The 17,864-nt window shown below is 66.1% G+C and carries 15 protein-coding genes; 6 read left to right on the top strand and 9 right to left on the bottom strand.

Annotated elements, in window-relative coordinates; translation table 11 throughout:
• Positions 1-79 precede the first annotated feature (79 nt).
• The 7 genes from BMY53_RS09865 to cyoA form a co-directional block, all read right to left on the bottom strand.
• Complete coding sequence (locus BMY53_RS09865; RefSeq protein WP_092946555.1) at positions 80-637, bottom strand: response regulator transcription factor; 558 nt, start codon at positions 635-637, stop codon at positions 80-82.
• Positions 627-2,030 carry an ATP-binding protein gene (locus BMY53_RS09860; protein WP_310732109.1) on the bottom strand — a complete coding sequence of 468 codons (1,404 nt, stop codon included), beginning with the start codon at positions 2,028-2,030 and terminating at the stop codon, positions 627-629. The genes BMY53_RS09865 and BMY53_RS09860 overlap by 11 nt, the downstream gene beginning before the upstream one ends.
• The gene (locus tag BMY53_RS09855) at positions 2,011-2,799 is read right to left on the bottom strand and encodes an SURF1 family protein (protein ID WP_092946080.1); all 789 of its coding nucleotides are present in this window, start codon (positions 2,797-2,799) and stop codon (positions 2,011-2,013) included. Before BMY53_RS09855 ends, BMY53_RS09860 begins: the two co-directional genes overlap by 20 nt.
• Positions 2,799-3,182, bottom strand: a complete 384-nt coding sequence (gene cyoD / locus BMY53_RS09850; RefSeq protein ID WP_092946078.1) for a cytochrome o ubiquinol oxidase subunit IV — start codon at positions 3,180-3,182, stop codon at positions 2,799-2,801. Before cyoD ends, BMY53_RS09855 begins: the two co-directional genes overlap by 1 nt.
• On the bottom strand, positions 3,179-3,787 hold the full coding sequence (gene cyoC / locus BMY53_RS09845; RefSeq protein WP_255370125.1) for a cytochrome o ubiquinol oxidase subunit III: 609 nt from the start codon (positions 3,785-3,787) through the stop codon (positions 3,179-3,181). Before cyoC ends, cyoD begins: the two co-directional genes overlap by 4 nt.
• Positions 3,788-3,822: 35 nt before the next feature.
• On the bottom strand, positions 3,823-5,817 hold the full coding sequence (gene cyoB, locus BMY53_RS09840; protein ID WP_177200812.1) for a cytochrome o ubiquinol oxidase subunit I: 1,995 nt from the start codon (positions 5,815-5,817) through the stop codon (positions 3,823-3,825).
• 63 nt (positions 5,818-5,880) lie between these two features.
• On the bottom strand, positions 5,881-6,945 hold the full coding sequence (cyoA, locus tag BMY53_RS09835; protein WP_092946074.1) for a ubiquinol oxidase subunit II: 1,065 nt from the start codon (positions 6,943-6,945) through the stop codon (positions 5,881-5,883).
• 283 nt (positions 6,946-7,228) lie between these two features.
• Here cyoA and BMY53_RS09830 point away from each other — a divergent pair, with 283 nt between their 5' ends.
• Positions 7,229-8,566: an MFS transporter gene (locus BMY53_RS09830; RefSeq protein ID WP_092946072.1), complete on the top strand. Its 1,338-nt coding sequence runs from the start codon at positions 7,229-7,231 to the stop codon at positions 8,564-8,566.
• Between the two features lie 107 nt (positions 8,567-8,673).
• Here the strand turns inward: BMY53_RS09830 and BMY53_RS09825 are convergent, their stop codons facing one another.
• Positions 8,674-9,768 (bottom strand): tartrate dehydrogenase, encoded by a 1,095-nt coding sequence (locus BMY53_RS09825; RefSeq protein ID WP_092946070.1) that lies wholly within the window; start codon positions 9,766-9,768, stop codon positions 8,674-8,676.
• Between the two features lie 91 nt (positions 9,769-9,859).
• Here BMY53_RS09825 and BMY53_RS09820 point away from each other — a divergent pair, with 91 nt between their 5' ends.
• From BMY53_RS09820 to BMY53_RS09800, 5 genes are all read left to right on the top strand, one after another.
• Positions 9,860-10,360, top strand: a complete 501-nt coding sequence (locus BMY53_RS09820; RefSeq protein ID WP_092946068.1) for a MarR family winged helix-turn-helix transcriptional regulator — start codon at positions 9,860-9,862, stop codon at positions 10,358-10,360.
• 21 nt (positions 10,361-10,381) lie between these two features.
• Complete coding sequence (locus BMY53_RS09815; protein WP_092946066.1) at positions 10,382-12,499, top strand: FUSC family protein; 2,118 nt, start codon at positions 10,382-10,384, stop codon at positions 12,497-12,499.
• Positions 12,496-12,735 (top strand): DUF1656 domain-containing protein, encoded by a 240-nt coding sequence (locus BMY53_RS09810; RefSeq protein ID WP_092946064.1) that lies wholly within the window; start codon positions 12,496-12,498, stop codon positions 12,733-12,735. The genes BMY53_RS09815 and BMY53_RS09810 overlap by 4 nt, the downstream gene beginning before the upstream one ends.
• An 18-nt stretch (positions 12,736-12,753) precedes the next feature.
• Complete coding sequence (locus BMY53_RS09805) at positions 12,754-13,710, top strand: efflux RND transporter periplasmic adaptor subunit (RefSeq protein WP_092946062.1); 957 nt, start codon at positions 12,754-12,756, stop codon at positions 13,708-13,710.
• Positions 13,711-13,773: 63 nt separating this feature from the next.
• Positions 13,774-15,297 (top strand): efflux transporter outer membrane subunit, encoded by a 1,524-nt coding sequence (locus tag BMY53_RS09800; protein ID WP_092946060.1) that lies wholly within the window; start codon positions 13,774-13,776, stop codon positions 15,295-15,297.
• 101 nt (positions 15,298-15,398) lie between these two features.
• Here the strand turns inward: BMY53_RS09800 and BMY53_RS09795 are convergent, their stop codons facing one another.
• Positions 15,399-17,864: a CehA/McbA family metallohydrolase gene (locus BMY53_RS09795; protein WP_177200811.1), complete on the bottom strand. Its 2,466-nt coding sequence runs from the start codon at positions 17,862-17,864 to the stop codon at positions 15,399-15,401.

The following is a 17,864-nucleotide window of genomic DNA, read 5'->3' as shown; positions in this document are numbered from 1 at the left end:
CAGCAGTAAACCGGCAGCAATCAGCGGGCTGAGCAGTGAGGCCGGGCATCGTCCATGGATGACGCCTGGCCCGACGCACTCACTTCACCCGCTGCTTCTCCAGCTTGCGGGCCAGCGTACGCCGGTGCATCCCCAGCCTTCGAGCCGTCTCGGAGATATTGAACCCGGTCTCCGCCAGGGTCTCGTGGATGTGCTCCCACTCCAGCGTCTTGATGGACGTGGTCGCGCGCTCCGTCACCTCTACCTCTGCATCGCCCTGCGCCCGTGAGAATGCGGCCTCGATGTCGTCCGTATTGGCCGGCTTGGCCAGATAGTGCCGCGCGCCCAGCTTGATGGCCTCCACCGCCGTGGCAATGCTGGCATAGCCGGTCAGCACCACGATCACCATCGCGGCGTCGTGTTCGTGCAGGGTCTGCACACAGGAGAGGCCGGAACCACCCGCGGCCAGCTTCAGATCCACCACCGCATATTCCGGCGTATCCTCCGGCGCGCGCTCGGCCAGCAGCCGCTGCACCTGCTCATGGTTGGACGCTCGCAACACCGTGTAACCCCGGCGTTCGAAGGAACGCACCAGGGTCCGGGCAAAGGCGTCGTCGTCCTCGACGATCAGCAGCAGGCGGTCTTCTTCATCGGCCATCATGGCCGCCATTGTCAGCCAGGCCCTGCGGCACCAGTGCGGACAGTGGTAATCGGATCTCCACCTCAGCCCCGCCCCCCTCGTCCTGCGCCCGGTTGCGCGCCTGGAGGCGCCCGCCGAGCGACCGGGTGACGTTCAGGGCCAGGAACAGCCCCAGGCCACCGCCCGGGCGGCCCTTGCTGGACTGGTAGGGCTTGCCCAGCCGCTCCAGCATCTCCGGCAGGAAGCCAGGGCCCCGGTCCCGGACACACAGCACCAACTGGTCGTCTTCGGGGTACGCGCGCATCAGGATGGATTCGCCTGGCGCCGCCTCCTGGGCGTTGTCCAGGATGTTGTCGATCATCTGCTTCAGGCCGACATCGGAGACGATGCGCAGGTCCGGCAGATCGCTGTCCGCCCGGTATTGCAGACGGCCGCTCGTGCGGGTGCGGCGCCAGTGCTCGACCAGATCACCGAGGAAGGTATGCAGCGTCGTGACCATCGGGGCTTCACCCCGCATCTCCCCCGCTGACATCAGGATGCCGCTGACGATGGCCTTGCAGCGCCGCAACTGAACCTGCATCTCCTCGATCTCCTCGCGCAGCTCCGGATCCCCGGCAAAGGGCGCCATGTGGGCCCAATCCCCCAGGATGACCGAAAGCGTGGAGAGCGGCGTCCCCAGCTCGTGGGCCGCGCCGGAAGCCAGCAGCCCCATGCGCACGATGTGCTCTTCCTCCGCCGCCCGTTGCCGCAGGTCGGCCAGGCGGGCATCGCGCTGGCGCAGGTTGCCGCTGATGCGGTGGATGAAGGTGACCAGCAGCGAGGCATTGATGGCAAAGCAGATCAGCAAGCCACCCACGTAGTGCGGCGGCAGCGACAGGCCGGCCAGGTCCGGCAGCAGCAGAGGCAGATGCCACTGGGTCAGCGCCAGGAAGCAGGCGGCAGTGAGCCAGACCATGGGCCAGATGAAGCGCGCCGGCAGCAGCACCGCCCCCACCGCGATCTGCAGCAGATACAGAAAGACAAAGGGGTTGGTGACGCCACCGCTGTAATACAGCTGCCCGCTCAGCACCGCCACATCCACCAGCAGACCGGCAAACAGCTCGGCATTGCTGACGCTGGGCACCCAGCGGGTGCGTATCCAGCAGGCCAGGTTGAAGAGCAGCAGCACTGCCAGCAGCGTGAGCATCTCCGCCACAGGCAGGCGGATGTTCAGCGTGTAGTGCACCGACACCACGGTGGCCAGTTGCCCGGCCACCGCCAGCCAGCGCAACTGCACCAATTGCATCAGGTTGGAGCGGCCGGCCTGGCTGTCTGGTGCCAGCATCACCGACAAGCCCGCCAGCCCGGGCAAGCCGGGCAGGCCCAACCAGCGGCTGTCGCCAGCGTCGCTGTCAGGCCGGCTCAGAGGCACGGTCGTCCACGCCGGCGCGCTCGCGGCGGCGCCGGTCGCGCCAGAGGTAGATCACGATGCCCGCCGTCATGGCGGCCATGGCGAACCAGGTCAAGGCGTAGGAGAGGTGGCTGTTGGGGAAGCGGACGACGGTGAGCCCGCCCCGTGGCGAGGTCTCGGCCTTGGGTACCGGCCGCATGTCGGCTTCGTCGATGAAGTACGGTGCCAACGGGCCTTCCAGCGCCTGCGCCTTGCCGATGGCCTGGACATCCCGCGAGAACCAGCGGCCGGTGGCCGGCTCGTTCTTGCGCAGCAGGCTGCCCCCGGGCTCAGTGAGCCGCAGCAGCCCCTGCACCACCACCTCGCCTTGCGCCTCGGTGGCCGTGCGGGACACGCGCGCCTTGTACTCCGGCGGCACAAAACCCCGGTTGACCAGCACCCAGTTGCCGTCCGTGCTGCGCAGCGGCGTCAGCACCCAATAGCCCGTGCCCAACTCGGTGCTGGCGCCCACCAGCACCTCACGCGAGTGGTCAAAAGCTCCGCGCACGAACACGCGGCGGTATTCGTCCTCGGCCTTGTTGACGCCCTCCCAGCGGCTGGCACCAGGCGCCAGCACCGGCGGCGCAGCCAGACGTTTCTCGACCCGTGCAATGAGGTCCTGCTTCCAGCCCAGGCGCTGGACCTGCCAGCTGCCCAGGGCCACGAAGCCCACAAACAAAAGGGCCGCGCCCAGCTGCAACGCCCAGAGGGCGATGCGGCGGCGCGGCCTTTCCTGAGGCAGGTCTGCCATCAGGGCATGTTGCGCATGTCGTGGACCGGCATCATGTTGGCGTTCAGGTGGAACATGACCCAGACCGACCCGGCCAGCATGATGAACACGATGGCGACGGTGAAGATCAGGGCCAGCATGGACCAGCCGCCTTCCACCTTCGAGTTCATGTGCAGGAAATAGATCATGTGGACCACGATCTGCACCGCCGCAAAGGCCAGCAGCACCAGCGCCAGCGTGCTGGAAGAAGTGATGCCCTTGCCCATCACCAGCGCAAACGGGATGGCCGTCAGGATGATGGAGAGGATGAAGCCGACCAGGTAGCCCTTGACGGTGGCGTGGTAGCCCACGTCGTCGTCATGGTGGTCGTCGTGATGATCGTGTTGGTTGTTGTGCTCGCTCATGGCAGCACTCCCATCAGATAAACAAAGGTGAAGACACCGATCCAGACCACGTCCAAGAAGTGCCAGAACATCGACAGGCAGATCAGGCGACGCTTGTTCTCCTTGGTCAGGCCCAGCTTGGCAACCTGCACCATCAGCACCACCAGCCAGATCGCACCGAAGGTGACGTGCAGGCCGTGAGTGCCCACGAGGGCGAAGAACGAGGACAGGAAGGCACTGCGCTGCGGGCCGGCGCCTTCATGGATCAGATGCGCGAACTCATACAGTTCCACGCCCAGGAAGCACAGGCCGAGGATGCCGGTGATGGCCAGCCAGCCCAGCAGGGCCTGCTTGCGGCCCTTGAGCATCGCGATCATCGCGAAGCCGTAGGTGATCGACGACAGCAGCAGGAAGCCGGTGTTGACGGCGACCAGCTTCAGGTCAAAGAGATCCGCGCCCGACGGGCCGGCCGCATAACTGCGGCCCAGCACGGCGTAGGTGGCGAAGAGCACCGCGAAGATCAGGCAGTCACTCATCAGGTACAGCCAGAAACCCAGCAGGGTCCCTTGCTGCGGATGGTGATCGCCGTTGTCGTAGAACACCGGCGTACCGGTGTTGTTCGTCATGGTCGTTGCTTGCATGTTGGATTGCTCGCTCGGGTTCAGGCCTGTGCGGCCAGCACCTGGGTGCGGGCTTCTTCCGTGCGGGCCACTTCATCCGCGGGGATGTAGTAGTCACGCTTGTAGTTGAAGGTGTGGACGATGGTCGTCGCGATGATCACCACGAAGGCGATGCCGGCCACGAGCCACATGTGCCAGATCAGCGAGAAGCCCAGCAGCGTGGACAGGGCCGCGATGATCACGCCAGCGCCCGTGTTCTTGGGCATGTGGATGGCCTTGAAGCCGCCCACCGGACGTTGATGGCCGCGCTGCTTCATGTCGAACCAGGCGTCATGGTCATGCACCACCGGCGTGAAGGCGAAGTTGTACTGCGGCGGGGGCGACGAGGTCGACCACTCCAGCGTACGGCCGTTCCAGGGGTCACCCGTCACGTCACGCAGCTGCTCGCGCTTCAGGAAGCTCACCACCAGCTGGATCAGGAAGCAGCCAATGCCGGCAGCGATCAGCAGCGCGCCCAGGGCAGCGATCTGGAACCAGATCTGCAGCGAGGGATCGTCGAAGTGGCTCATGCGGCGGGTCACGCCCATCAGGCCCAGGACGTACAGCGGCGTGAAGGCCACGAAGAAGCCGATCTGCCAGAACCAGAACGAGCACTTGCCCCAGAACGGATCGAGCTTGTAGCCGAATGCCTTCGGGAACCAGAAGGTGATGCCCGCCAGCAGGCCGAACAGCACGCCGCCGATGATCACGTTGTGGAAGTGGGCAATCAGGAACAGGCTGTTGTGCAGCACGAAGTCCGCCGGCGGCACGGCCAGCAGCACACCGGTCATGCCACCGATCACGAAGGTGACCATGAAGCCAACCGTCCAGTACATGGGCACGTCGAAGACGATGCGGCCACGGTACATGGTGAAGAGCCAGTTGAAGATCTTCGCGCCCGTCGGGATCGAGATGATCATCGTCGTGATGCCGAAGAACGAGTTCACGCTGGCACCCGAGCCCATGGTGAAGAAGTGGTGCAGCCACACCAGGTACGACAGGATCGTGATCACGACCGTGGCGTAGACCATGGAGGCATAACCGAACAGCTTCTTCTGGCTGAAGGTGGAGGTGATTTCCGAGAAGATGCCGAAGGCCGGCAGCACCAGGATGTAGACCTCAGGGTGGCCCCAGATCCAGATCAGGTTCACGTACATCATGGCGTTGCCGCCCAGATCGGTCGTGAAGAAGTTGGTGCCGACGTAACGGTCCAGCGACAGCAGCGCCAGGGCGGCCGTCAGGATCGGGAACGAGGCCACGATCAGGATGTTGGAGCACAGCGAGGTCCAGGTGAAGACCGGCATCTTCATCATGGTCATGCCGGGCGCGCGCATCTTGATGATGGTGGCGATCAGGTTGATCCCGGACAAGGTCGTGCCCACACCCGCCACCTGCAGTGACCAGAGGTAGTAATCCACCCCCACCCCCGGACTGGCCAGGATGCCGGACAGCGGCGGATACGCCAGCCAGCCGGTACGGGCGAATTCGCCCACGAACAGCGAGAACATCACCAGCACGGCGCCGCCAGCGGTCATCCAGAAGCTGAAGTTGTTCAGGAACGGGAAGGCCACGTCGCGCGCACCGATCTGCAGCGGCACAACATAGTTCATGAAGCCCGTCACCAGCGGCATCGCCACGAAGAAGATCATGATCACGCCGTGGGCGGTGAAGACCTGGTCGTAGTGGTGCGGCGGCAGGAAGCCGACGCTGTCGCCGAAGGACAGGGCCTGCTGGGCACGCATCATCAGCGCGTCGGCAAAGCCACGCAGCAGCATGACGATACCCAGCACGATGTACATGATGCCGATGCGCTTGTGGTCGATGCTGGTGACCCAGTCGCGCCAGAACGGGCCCCAGAGCTTGAATTTGGTCATCAGCGCCAGCACGGCGATGCCGCCGAGGATGACCGCTGCGAAGGTGGCTAGGAGAATCGGCTCATGGTATGGAATCGCCTCGATGGTGAGGCGTCCGAAGATGAGCTTTTGTACGTCAATCATCTTGGATCTCGATATGGCTTGCGGTCCCGGCGCTGCCCCTTGGGGCAAGGCGCCGGGCGCCGGTCAGTCCTGGCTACGGGTGGAAGACCACTGCGCGGCATACTGGCCGGCGTTGTCAGGCGTACAGAGGGCGGCCACGAAAATCCGCTTCTGGTCGTTGCTCCAGGGCTTGCTGGCAAGGCCGTCAATCGCGCCCTTGCCGCCGCCGCCGGCGGCGTCGATGGCCATCATCTGGCCCATGCACATCTTGTTGCCGTCAACACAGCGGTTCACGATGGCATCGAACAGGCCAGGCGCGACGGTGGCGAAGCGGCGGACCGGTTCTTTCTCGCTGGGCTTTTCCAGGGTCTGGTAGAGCTCGCGGGAGAGTTGCACGCCGTCGGCCTTGTTGCGGTCCACCCAGGCGGCGAACTCGTCGTTGGACAGGCCGTGGAACTTGAAGCGCATGTGCGAGAAGCCGTCGCCACTGAAGTTGGACGAGAACCCGTCATACGTCCCCGGCTTGTTGATCACCGCGTGCAGCTGGCTTTGCATGCCCGGCATGGCGTAGACCATGCCCGCCATGGCCGGCACGTAGAACGCGTTCATCACCGTGGACGACGTGATCTTGAACTGGATCGGACGATCCACCGGGGCTGCCAGTTCATTGACGGTAGCGATGCCTTGTTCCGGGTAGAGGAACAGCCACTTCCAGTCCAGGGCCACCACTTCCACCACCAGCGGCTGCACGTTGGCCGGCACGGGGCGCTGGGCGTCCAGGCGCTCGAGCGGACGGAACGGGTCCAGCTTGTGGGTGCTGATCCAGGTCAGCGCGCCCAGGGCGATGATGATCAGCAGGGGCGCGCCCCAGATGATCAGCTCCAGACGGGTCGAGTGGTCCCACTCGGGGGAGTAGGTGGCTTCCTTGTTGGAGGAACGGTATCGCCAGGCAAACGTCAGTGTGAGGATGATCACCGGGACGATGATCAGCAACATCAGCAACGTGGAGGCGACGATGAGTTGCGCCTGCTGGTTGGCGATGTCACCCGAGGGTTTCATCACGACCAGGTTGCAGGCAGTCAGTGGCAGTGCCAACGACAGCAGCCCGAGACGGGCCAGACTTGTTTTTAGTGATGCTTTGAGGTACATGAGATACAGCCAGCAGGCGGGTGTTCAGTGCTGAAATGGTCCGACTGATGGCAGCCAACATCAAGCCAACATCAATCAAACCAGATCAGACTCCGGACATCCGGTTGGGCAACAAGGTCTGGCAACAGCCAGGCCTTGAAGCCAAGGAAGGAACCAGGAGAAGACGACAGCGGGTTTACGACTAACGGGTAAACGACACTTGTCGACAGTTGCACGCCGGGCGCAGATTTTGCCTCATTGACTCAAACCAACTATTGGACATTTTGTCCCAGGTAGGAGACTCATGAACAGCAACACGCTTTCAACGGTAGGCCAGCCCCTCCCAAGAGGGACAGGCGTCGCCTCCCAGGCCGAACAAGAGGCCGTCGCGCCGGGCGATATCGCCGTCGGGGTGATCATTGGCCGGGCCTCGGAGTATTTCGACTTCTTTGTGTACGGGATCGCCTCGGTCCTGGTGTTTCCCTCCATCTTCTTCCCTCACCTGGAGCGGCTGGAAGGCACCTTGTGGTCCTTTGCCCTGCTGGCGCTGGCCTTTGTGGTCCGGCCGATCGGGACGCTGCTGGGCATGTCGCTCCAGCGCCGTTTCGACCGTGGCGTGAAGTTGACAGTGGCCCTGTTCCTGTTGGGTATATCCACTTGCACGATTGCCGTGCTACCGGGCTATAACGCGTGGGGAGCCTCCGCCATCGCCTTGCTGGCGCTGTGCCGCATCGGCCAGGGCCTGGCACTGGGCGGCTCCTGGGACGGCCTGCCGTCCCTGCTGGCCCTGAACGCGCCCGAAGGTCGGCGCGGCTGGTACGCGATGCTGGGGCAGTTGGGCGCACCCATCGGCTTCCTGATCGCCGCCGGGCTGTTTGCCTACCTGTGGGGCAGCCTGACACCCATCGACTTCCTGAGCTGGGGCTGGCGATATCCGTTCTTCGCCGCCTTTGCCATCAATGTGGTGGCGCTGTTCGCCCGTTTGCGGCTGGTGCTGACGCACGAGTACGAGAAGAACCTGGAGGCGCATGAGCTGGACCCTTGCGACACCTCGGAGCTGTTCCGCGAGCAGGGCTACAACATCTTCATCGGTGCGTTTGCCGCCCTGGCGAGCTATGCGCTGTTCCACCTGGTGACGGTGTTCCCGCTCTCGTGGGTGATCCTGCACTCCGATCAATCCGTTGGCCAGTTCCTGTCGGTGCAGATCGTCGGCGCCCTGCTGGCGGCGGCGGCCATGCCCATCTCCGGCCTGATCGCGGACCGCATCGGCCGGCGCAGCATGCTGGGCACGCTGGCCACCACCATCGGTATCTTCAGCCTGTTCACACCCATCCTGCTGGACAGCGGCAGCATGGGGCAGAACATCTTCATCCTGGTGGGCTTCATCCTGCTGGGCTTGTCGTACGGGCAGTCGGCCGGTGCAACGACCTCCAACTTCCTGCCGCACTTCCGCTACACGGGGGCAGCGCTGACGGCGGATCTGGCCTGGCTGTTTGGCGCGGCTTTCGCCCCACTCGTCGCGCTGGGGCTGTCGGTCCACTTCGGCCTGTGGGCAGTGACGGTCTACCTGCTCTCAGGTGCGGTGGTGACCCTGGTCGCCCTGCGGACCAACCGCATGCTGAAGATGAAGGACAAGGATTGACCGGATGACGGTTGCCCCGGCGTTGCTGCGGGGCACCTGAAAGCCGCTCCACGACGGAGCGGCTTTTTTCGTTTGGGGGCCCGCCGGACGTTTGGACGATTGGACCCTCAGGCGCCAACGCGCTGGGCGATGGCCTGGCCCATCTCGGTCGTATTGCACGATCCACCCAGGTCTCGCGTGCGCGGACCGCCCGCCAGCACTTGCTCCACAGCGCCAAGAATGGCGTTGTGGGCGTCCCGCTCGCCCAGGAAGTCCAGCATCAGCGCCGCCGACCAGATCATGGCCACCGGATTGGCGATGTTCTGCCCCGCGATGTCCGGCGCCGAGCCATGCACCGGCTCGAACAACGAGGGGAACTGGCGCTCCGGATTCAGGTTGGCCGACGGCGCCAGGCCGATCGTGCCGGTCGTGGCGGGCCCCAGGTCGGACAAGATGTCACCGAACAGATTGGAGGCCACCACCACATCAAAGCGGCCCGGCTGCAGCACGAAGCGGGCGCTGAGGATGTCGATGTGCTGTTTGTCGACCGTGATGCCTGGGTAGCCCTGCCCCACCGCATCCGCGCGGCCATCCCACCACGGCATGGAGATGGCGATGCCGTTGCTCTTGGTGGCGACGGTCAGGTGCTTGCGCGCGCGGCTCTGCGCCAGCTCGAAGGCGTACTTCAACACGCGGTCCGCGCCGAAACGCGAGTAGACGGACTCCTGGATCACGATCTCCCGGTCGGTGCCGGCGTACATCACGCCGCCCAGGTTGGTGTATTCACCCTCGGTGTTCTCGCGCACAACCACATAGTCGATCTCCCCCGGCTTGCGACCGGCCAGCGGGCAGGGCACGCCTTCAAAGAGACGGACCGGGCGCAGGTTGATGTATTGGTCGAACTCGCGACGGAACTTCAGCAGCGAGCCCCACAGCGAGATGTGGTCCGGCACCGTGGCCGGCCAGCCGACGGCGCCGAACAGAATGGCGTCGTGCCCCTGCAACTGCGCCTTCCAGTCGTCCGGCATCATCTGGCCGTGGCTGACGTAATAGTCGCAGCTCGCCCAGTCGATATGGGTGTATTGCAGCTCGAAGCCGAAGCGGCGCGCTGCCGCTTCCAGCGTCCGCAGGCTCTCCGGCATCACTTCCTTGCCGATGCCGTCGCCCGGAATCACTGCGACTTTGTACACGCGACGCGACGCGCCCACTTCTGCCTTGCTCATTCGTGAACTCCTGCTGAGACCGAACCCCGGTCGATGCCGGAGAATACCCCCACAAATTAGTTAGCAAGCTAACTATCTACAATCACCAACCATGAGCACCGCCAAGCCCCCCCGCACCCTGACGCGCAGTGCGCGTGAGACCGCCCTGCTGCAACTGGGCGCCAGTCTCCCCATCCTCGAGCGCGCTTACCGCGCGACCGCCAATCAGGCGGTCGCGCATGTCGGGGTGTCCCAGGCGATGGCATGGCCGCTGGTCATGATCGGCCGCCAGGGGGATGGCCTGCGGCAAGGCGCGCTGGCCGAGCTGGTGGGCATTGAAGGTCCCTCCCTGACGCGGACGCTGGATCAACTGGTGGACGCCGGTTTTGTCGAACGCCGGGAAGACACGGGCGACCGCCGTGCCAAGACCCTGCACCTGACCGATGCGGGCAGCGAAGCCTGCGAGCGGCTGGAGGCCACGCTGCGCGACCTGCGCAACGAGGTCTATGAAGGCGTGGATGACGCCGACATCGAAGCGACGCTGCGTGTCTTTGCCGTGCTGCAGCAGCGGCTGGGTTGCCCATCCCCCATCGTGCCGCCTCGGCGCAAATGAGCAGGGCCTGACGGACTGCCCATGAAACTGCCCGCCCTGCTTCGCCTCGCTCCGAGCGCCGTGCCGCGCTTCAGCCAGGCCGAATGGATCTTCTCCATCAAGGCCTTTGCCGCGGCCATGCTGGCCGTGTTCCTGGCTAACTGGGCCGGTCAGCCGCGGCCGTTCTGGGCCATGATGACCGCCTACATCGTGGCCCATCCGCTGGCCGGCGCCGTGCGTTCCAAGGCGGTCTACCGCTTCGTCGGAACGCTGGTGGGGAGCACCGCCGCCGTGTTGCTGGTGCCTCGTTTTGCCAATGCACCGGAACTGCTGAGCCTGGCGCTGGCGCTGTGGGTTGGCACCTGCCTGTGCCTGTCCTTGCGGGACCGCACGCCGCGCGCCTATGCGTTCATGCTGGCGGGCTACACGGCCGCGCTGATCGGTTTTCCGTCCGTGGACACGCCGCTGAATGTCTTTGACTCCGGCGTGGCGCGGGTGGAGGAGATTGGCCTGGGCATTCTTTCGGCAACGCTGGTGCACAGCCTGGTCCTGCCCAACGGGCTGGCCGCCACGGTGCTGGGCCTGCTGGACCGCACGCTCGGCGACACCCGGGCATGGCTCATGGACCTGACCACGCGCCGCGACGGCGGTGCGGACCGCCGCCGCGTGGCGGGCGACATCACCCAACTGCGGGTGCTGAGCACCCACATCCCTTTTGACACCAGCCACCTGCGCTGGACCGCCGATGCGGTACACGACATGCAGGACCGCGTGGCCGCGCTGACGCCGCAACTCTCCGCGGTCGAGGACCGGTTGCAGGCGCTGGAGAAGGCCGAGAACGGCATCGCGCCGGACGTGGCCGCCTTGCTGGCGAACGTGGCCACATGGATCCAGTTGCCGCCTGTGCAGGCGCAAGCGCAATGGCCCGCGCTGCAGGCGGGCGTCGAAGCACTGTCCTTCCCCGATCGCAGTGACTGGCGCCATTTGCTTCGCGTGGCCCTGGCCGAACGCCTGGATCAATTGCTGCGCGGCTGGCTGCAGTGCGTGCACCTGCGTGCCGACATTGACCAGGGCCTGAGCGGCGCCCCCATGCCCAGCCGCCCGCGGCCGGAACTCACCGGCCCGCGCCTGCACATCGACCTGGGCATGGCGATGCTCTCCGGAGCCGCCGCACTGGTGGCCATCCTGGTGTGCTGCACCTTCTGGATCCTGACCGGCTGGCCGATGGGTTCAGTCGCGGCGATGATGGCCGCGATCTTCTGCTGCTTCTTCGCCGGCATGGACGACCCGGTGCCGGCCATCAACGGCTTCCTGAAGTGGACCATCCTCTCCATGCCGGTCAGCGCGGTCTACGTGCTGGTGCTGCTGCCGCTGGTTCAGGACATCTGGACACTGATCCTCGTCTGCGCGCCGGTCTTCCTGATTGCGGGCTGTTATGTGGCCCGGCCCGCCACCATGGGCGCCGCCCTGCCCTTCGTCCTGGGCGTGGCCGGCACGCTGGCCATGCACGACACCTCGCAGGCCGACCTGACCGCCTTCCTCAACTCCATGCTGGGTCAGCTGGGCGGCGTATTTGTGGCGGCACGTGTCACGCGGCTGATGCGCTCGGTGGGGGCGGACTGGAGTGCGCGCCGCATCCAGCGTGCCACTTGGCGGGAGCTGGACGAGCTGGCGCGCCAGCCCCGTTCGGTGGCTCGCGGCCAGGCCTACCTGCTGCGCATGCTGGACCGCATCTCGCTGCTGGCGCCGCGTGTGGCGCAGGCGGGTGGCTCCGTGCGTGGGGTACCCACGGACGATGCCCTACGTGACCTGCGCATCGGCGCGGACCTGGTGACCTTGCAGGGCCAGCGGGACCAATGGCCCTCGCTGGCGCTCAAACCCCTGCTGAACGGCCTGGCCGACTGGCTCAGCCAACGCATCGCAGGTGTCTTCGAACCGCCACCCGACGCGCTGCTCACGCATATAGACGATGCATTGCGTCGCCTGGTGGTGGTGTGCCCCACGGACGCGCCATGGCCCGAGTCGGCCCGCGCCTCGCTGAGCGCCCTCCTGGGCCTGCGCCGCAACCTGTTTCCGACGGCCACGCCGGCGCGACTGACTGTCGAGCCGCAGTGCGAGCCGCCGATCGACTTCAACCCGCTTGAGGAGGCCCCGGCATGACCGGCGCTGTGGATGTTTTCGGGCTTTATCTGCCCTGGCTCATGCCGTTGGCGTTTGCCTCGCTGTTGCTGCTTTGGGGTGTGCGCCGTGTGCTGGCCCTGTGCGGCGCCTACCGCTGGATCTGGCATCCGGCACTGTTCGACATGGCCCTGTATGTGCTGCTGCTGTGGGGCCTGAGCAGCGTGTCGCTGCAGGTCGCCCCCGCGGTCTTGCGCTTCTTCTCGCATACGTACTGATCAAGATTGCTGGTCGTCATGAAATCCCTTCCTTCCCTGCTTCAACCCCGCCGCCTGGCGTCCTTCGTGGTCACCGTGCTGGTGGTGCTGGCCGCCTTGTGGGCGGCCCTGCGCCTGTGGGACCGTTATGAACTCTCCCCCTGGACCCGCGACGGTCGCGTGCGGGCTGACGTGGTGCAGATCGCGCCGGACGTGTCCGGGCTGGTGACTGCCGTGCCGGTACGAGACAACCAGACGGTGGCGGCCGGCACGCTGCTCTTCGAAGTGGACCGCGCCCGTTATGAACTGGCGCTGCGCCAGGCGCAGGCCCAGCTGTCCGCTCAGAAAGTGGCGCTGGCGCAGGCCCGTCGCGAGGCTGACCGCAACGTGGGTCTGGGCAACCTCGTGTCGCAGGAGCTGCGGGAGCAGACCCGCAGCCGCGCCGAACAGGCGCGTGCCGCCGTGGCCCAGGCCGAGGTCGCCGTGGATGCAGCGAAGCTGAATCTGGACCGAGCCCTGGTGCGTGCGCCGTCGGCAGGCACCATCACCAACTTCGATCTGCGCCAGGGCGCGTATGCCGCCGCCGGCCATCCGGTGCTGGCCTTGGTGGATGCCCAGTCGCTCTACGTGGAAGGCTACTTCGAGGAAACCAAGCTGGCCCGAATCCATGTGGGTGACGCCGTGCAGGTGATGCCCATGGGGGCTTCCCAGCCACTGACGGGCCACGTCGAGAGCTTCGCGGCCGGCATCGCCGACCGTGACCGCAGCACCAGCACCAACCTGCTGCCCAGCGTGAATCCCAGCTTCAACTGGGTGCGGCTGCCCCAGCGGGTGCCGGTACGCGTCAAGCTGGACCCGCTGCCTGCGGGTGAGCATCTGGTGGCGGGGCAGACCGTCACGGTGCAGGTGGTGACGGCGCAGGCGCAGGCCCCTGACCAGGCAGCCGCGCATGCCCAGGCCCCTGCCGCGAGCGCCGCCGTGAGAGCCAAAGGCTGATCCGCCATGAAGACAGCATCACGCCCCTCTTCCGCATCTTCCTCATCTCGCTCGTCGCCCTCGATGCGCCGGGTGCTGCGCTGGTCGGCCATGGCCCTCGCTGTGGGTCTGGCCGCCTGCTCCACCGCACCGAAGGGCCCGAACTACCAGGTGCCCGCCAACGCCGTGGCCCTGAAGCCGCGTGCGGCAGAACCCTTCCTGGAACAGACCAAGGCTGCCGCCGACGCCGGCGGTGCACCGTTTGTGGCCGAACCGCTGCCACCCCACTGGTGGCGCCTGTTCAACGATTCGCGCCTGGATGCCCTGGTCGAGAAGGCGCTCGCCCACAACACCGACCTGCGCCAGGCGGCCGCCAATCTGGAGCGCGTGCAGGCCCTGGAGACCGAGGTGTCCGGCGCCGAGAAGCCGACCATCGGCGTGAACGCATCGCCGTATTACGGCCATCCGTCCGGCACGTCGATGATCAAGCAGAACTATGTGCCGCCGGATACCTTCCGTTATTCCGCTGGTGTGGGTGTCTCCTATCAACTGGATCTGTATGGCCAGATCCGCCGCGCCATCGAGTCCTCGCAGGCCAGCACGGAAGCGGCGGCGGCGGCGCTGGACCTGGTGAAGGTCAATGTGGCTGCGGGTACCACGCGTGCCTACGCTGAAGCCTGCGCCACCGGCCAACGGCTGGAGACGGCGCGCCAATCGGTGGAACTGCAGCGCCAGGCACTTGATCTGACCGAGAAACTGCAGCAGGCGGGCCGCGTCGGCGAGATGGATGCGTCGCGGGCGCGCAGCCAGCTGGCGCAGTTGCAGGCCGCGCTCCCGCCGCTACTGGCCCAGCGCCAGTCGGCGCTCTACCGCCTGGCCACCCTGACCGGCGAACTGCCGGAGGACTTCCCGCGCGAGTTGGCGGAGTGCCATGAGCCGCCGCGTCTGGCCGGCACGATCCCTGTGGGGGATGGCGCGGCGCTGCTGCGACGCCGGCCAGACATCCGCCAGGCCGAGCGCGAACTGCATGCCGCCACCGCCCACATCGGCGTGGCCATTGCCGATCGTTATCCCAAGATCAGCCTCGGCCTCAACGCCGGGTCGGGCCCCAGCAGCTTTTCGCGCTTCGGGCGGAGCGAGTCGCTGAGCTTTGGCATTGGCCCGCTGATCTCCTGGACCTTGCCGAACAATGGCGTGGCCAACGCCCGCATCGCCCAGGCGGAGGCGTCCACGCGCCAGAGCGCGGCACGCTTTGACGGCGTGGTGCTGAACGCGCTGCGCGAGACCGAGACCGCACTGAACCAGTACGCCCGCGAACTGGACCGCCGGGCTGCGCTGCAGCGCTCGCGCGACGCGGCTGCCGTGGTGGCGGACCAGGCCCGCCGGCTCTACAAGGCCGGCAAGGTAGGTTATCTGGACGCGCTGGATGCCGACCGGGCGCTGGCGGGGAGCGACGCCACGCTGGCCGCCTCCGAAGCCACCTTGATCGACGAGCAGGTGCAGTTGTTCATGGCCTTGGGCGGCGGTTGGGAACCGGCTGATTCGATCCCCGCCCGCCCGTCGCCGGACAGCGTGACGACATCAAGATCGGTCGGCTCGAAGCACTGACACTGGTCGGGGCCTCGCCCGACGAGTGCACAGGCAGAAAAAAAAGCGGCCCCTCGGGGCCGCTTCGCGTTGGGGCGCCGCGTGCGCCATCGCCTTGGCAATCAGGGGTAGCTGATCGTCAGCGTGTAGGTCTGTGTCGCGCTGGAGCCGGCATACGCCTGCACCTTGATGTAGACCGTCTGCGCCGTCGTGCCGTTTTGATAGGTCAGCGATTCTGCGCTGGTGCCGCCTTCGGAGCGGGCCAGGCCGGCACCGGTGCTGCTCACCACATAGAGGTCATAGTCCACACCGCTGGTGGCCGGGCCGGTCATGTCCACCCGCAGGCGCTGGTTGGCCGCCAGCGTGACCTTGTAATAGTCCTTGTCGGTGGCCGTGCTGATGTAGCCCGAGATCGAGCTGCGGGTGCCGACCGCATTGGCGGTGGCGATGGTGCCATTGGGCTCCACCTCATCACCGGCATTCACTGCGTTGCTGACGCTGAAGGTCACCGCGGTGGACGTGGTGGTGTTGCCCGCCGCGTCATACGCCTTGGCCACGAGGTTGTGGCTGCCGTTGGCCAGCAGTGCGGAGTTGACCGCCAGCGTGTAGGGCGAGGTGGTCACGGTGTCCTTCAACACGCCATCCAGCCAGAACTCGACCTTGGTCACCCCCACGTCGTCCGCCGCGGCGGCGCTGAAGGTGATGGTGCCGGAGGTGCCCGACACGGCCGCACTCACCGTCGGCGGCGTGGTGTCGCCGCCCTGCACCCCTTGGTTCACCCAGATCGGCGCGGACCACAGCACCTTGCCGTCATCCTGCGTGGCCTTGGCGTAGTAGAAGTGCTTGCCATTGGCCGGGGTGATGGTGGCCGTGGCGGCGGTGGTCAGCAGCGTCACGGTGCCGTTGCGGCCCGGCACGCCTTCCCAGATCTCCGTCGACACCACCGTGCGGCCGTTCGGGTTGTAGAAGCCGACGTTCAGGCTCACCGAACCGCTGTTGTCGAACCGCTCGCCCATGATCTTGCCGTTGGCGCTGAAGATCAGCTGCGAGTACTTGTCCATGGTGGCGAAGACACGACGCGCCTTCAGCGCATCCACCAGACTCGCCTTGCTCAGCGCCGTACCGGTCGGGACGAGCACTGCCGTGCGGTTCGTGTAGCTGGCACCCCAGTTGGCGCAGTGGTTGTCCTGGTTGGTGGCGGGCGCCACGTGGAAGCCACGTTCCAGCAACTTCTTCCAGGCGGTCTCGTAGGAACTGCGCGAGGTTTCCGTTTCGGTGGTGTTGGCGGAGAACGCAGAGGTGTTCATCACCTCGGACATCACCATGACCTCGTCACCATCGGCGCTGTAGGCCATGTCGGTACCGTTGATGATGAACTGGCCGGTGTCGTCCGGATGGTTGAACTGGCCCACCAGGCCCTGAGCCCGCATCACCGAATACAGGGTCGCGTAGTCGCTCTTGGCGATGTAGCGGTCGCCGAACAGCTCGCTGCTGGCGTTGTATTCCCACGAGAACAGCTCGTTGCTGTTGAAGATGTTGAGGTGACCGCCATTGCTGATGACGCCCCACTCCATGCCGTAAAGGGCCAGGAAGCCGGGGTTGGCTGCGGTGTAGTCCGACGCGATGGTCAGGCCGCGCTGGTAGCGCGCCTTGGCCGTGGTGGCGCTGCCCGCGGTGTTGGTCCCGGACGAGCCGTCGAAGTAGTGGTTGTGGTCGGTGTTGGCAAAGAAGTCCAGGCCCACGCCCTTGGCATAGGGGAAGGCCGCGTCCGGGCCGTAGGCGCCCGTCTGCGCAGGCTGCGAAGAGCTGCAGCTGCCGATGGCGCCACCGCCGTCGGAATCATTGGTCTGGCCGTGGAAGCTGCCGTAGTACACGGTGTAGGGCCAGCTGCCGGCACTGACGGAGGCCGCCAGGGCGCGTACGCGCTGGTCCGCCTCGCCGGTGCGTCCCACCGCCAACGGCCGCAGGGTGCCCATGGCGATGGAAGCCGGCTTGCCGACCGCGAAGTTCCAGCTCTGGGTCACCGGGCCGTGCGGGCCGTGACTGGAGGTCGCGGCGCTGGCCAGGATTTCCTTGAATTGCGCGTCGCTGCCTTCGCTCGTCAGCTTGGTGCCGGCGGCCGCGCTGACGGCGACCAGCGTGGCGCTGTAGATGCCACTGTTGCTGGTGTCGCCGGGGCCGCTCCATTCGAGCTTCTGCGTCTTGACGTCGCCCGCGTAGGTTTCAACGCCGGTCCAGGTCTTCACCACCGTCCCGGCCGCATTGCGCAGTTCCACGCGCCAGGCCAGCAGCGTGCCCGCAGGGGCGCCCACGTAATCCAGGCTGACGGTGAAGTTGCGCGCACCGGTCGCCTCCGCACCGGTGAACGGCACGTTGAGGGCGGCATCGAACTCATGGTGGTCCGGGTACTTGGCGGACGCATCGGCCGACAGCGCCGAGGCACGCTCTTCGCTGGCGGACGCGATGGTCACCGTGGTTTCGGAATTTCGACCGCCGCCGCAGGCGGCCAGGGCCAGCACCAGAATGCTCAGGCCGCTCACCTTGACGGCTGGTCCGGCTTGCCGCAGGAGGAATTGCGTCATGCTCAT

The organism is Roseateles sp. YR242, assembly GCF_900109745.1.
GTDB lineage: Bacteria > Pseudomonadota > Gammaproteobacteria > Burkholderiales > Burkholderiaceae_C > Roseateles.
The sequence above is the reverse complement of the archived record's forward strand: the minus strand, read 5'-3'. Positions and strand labels throughout refer to the sequence as shown.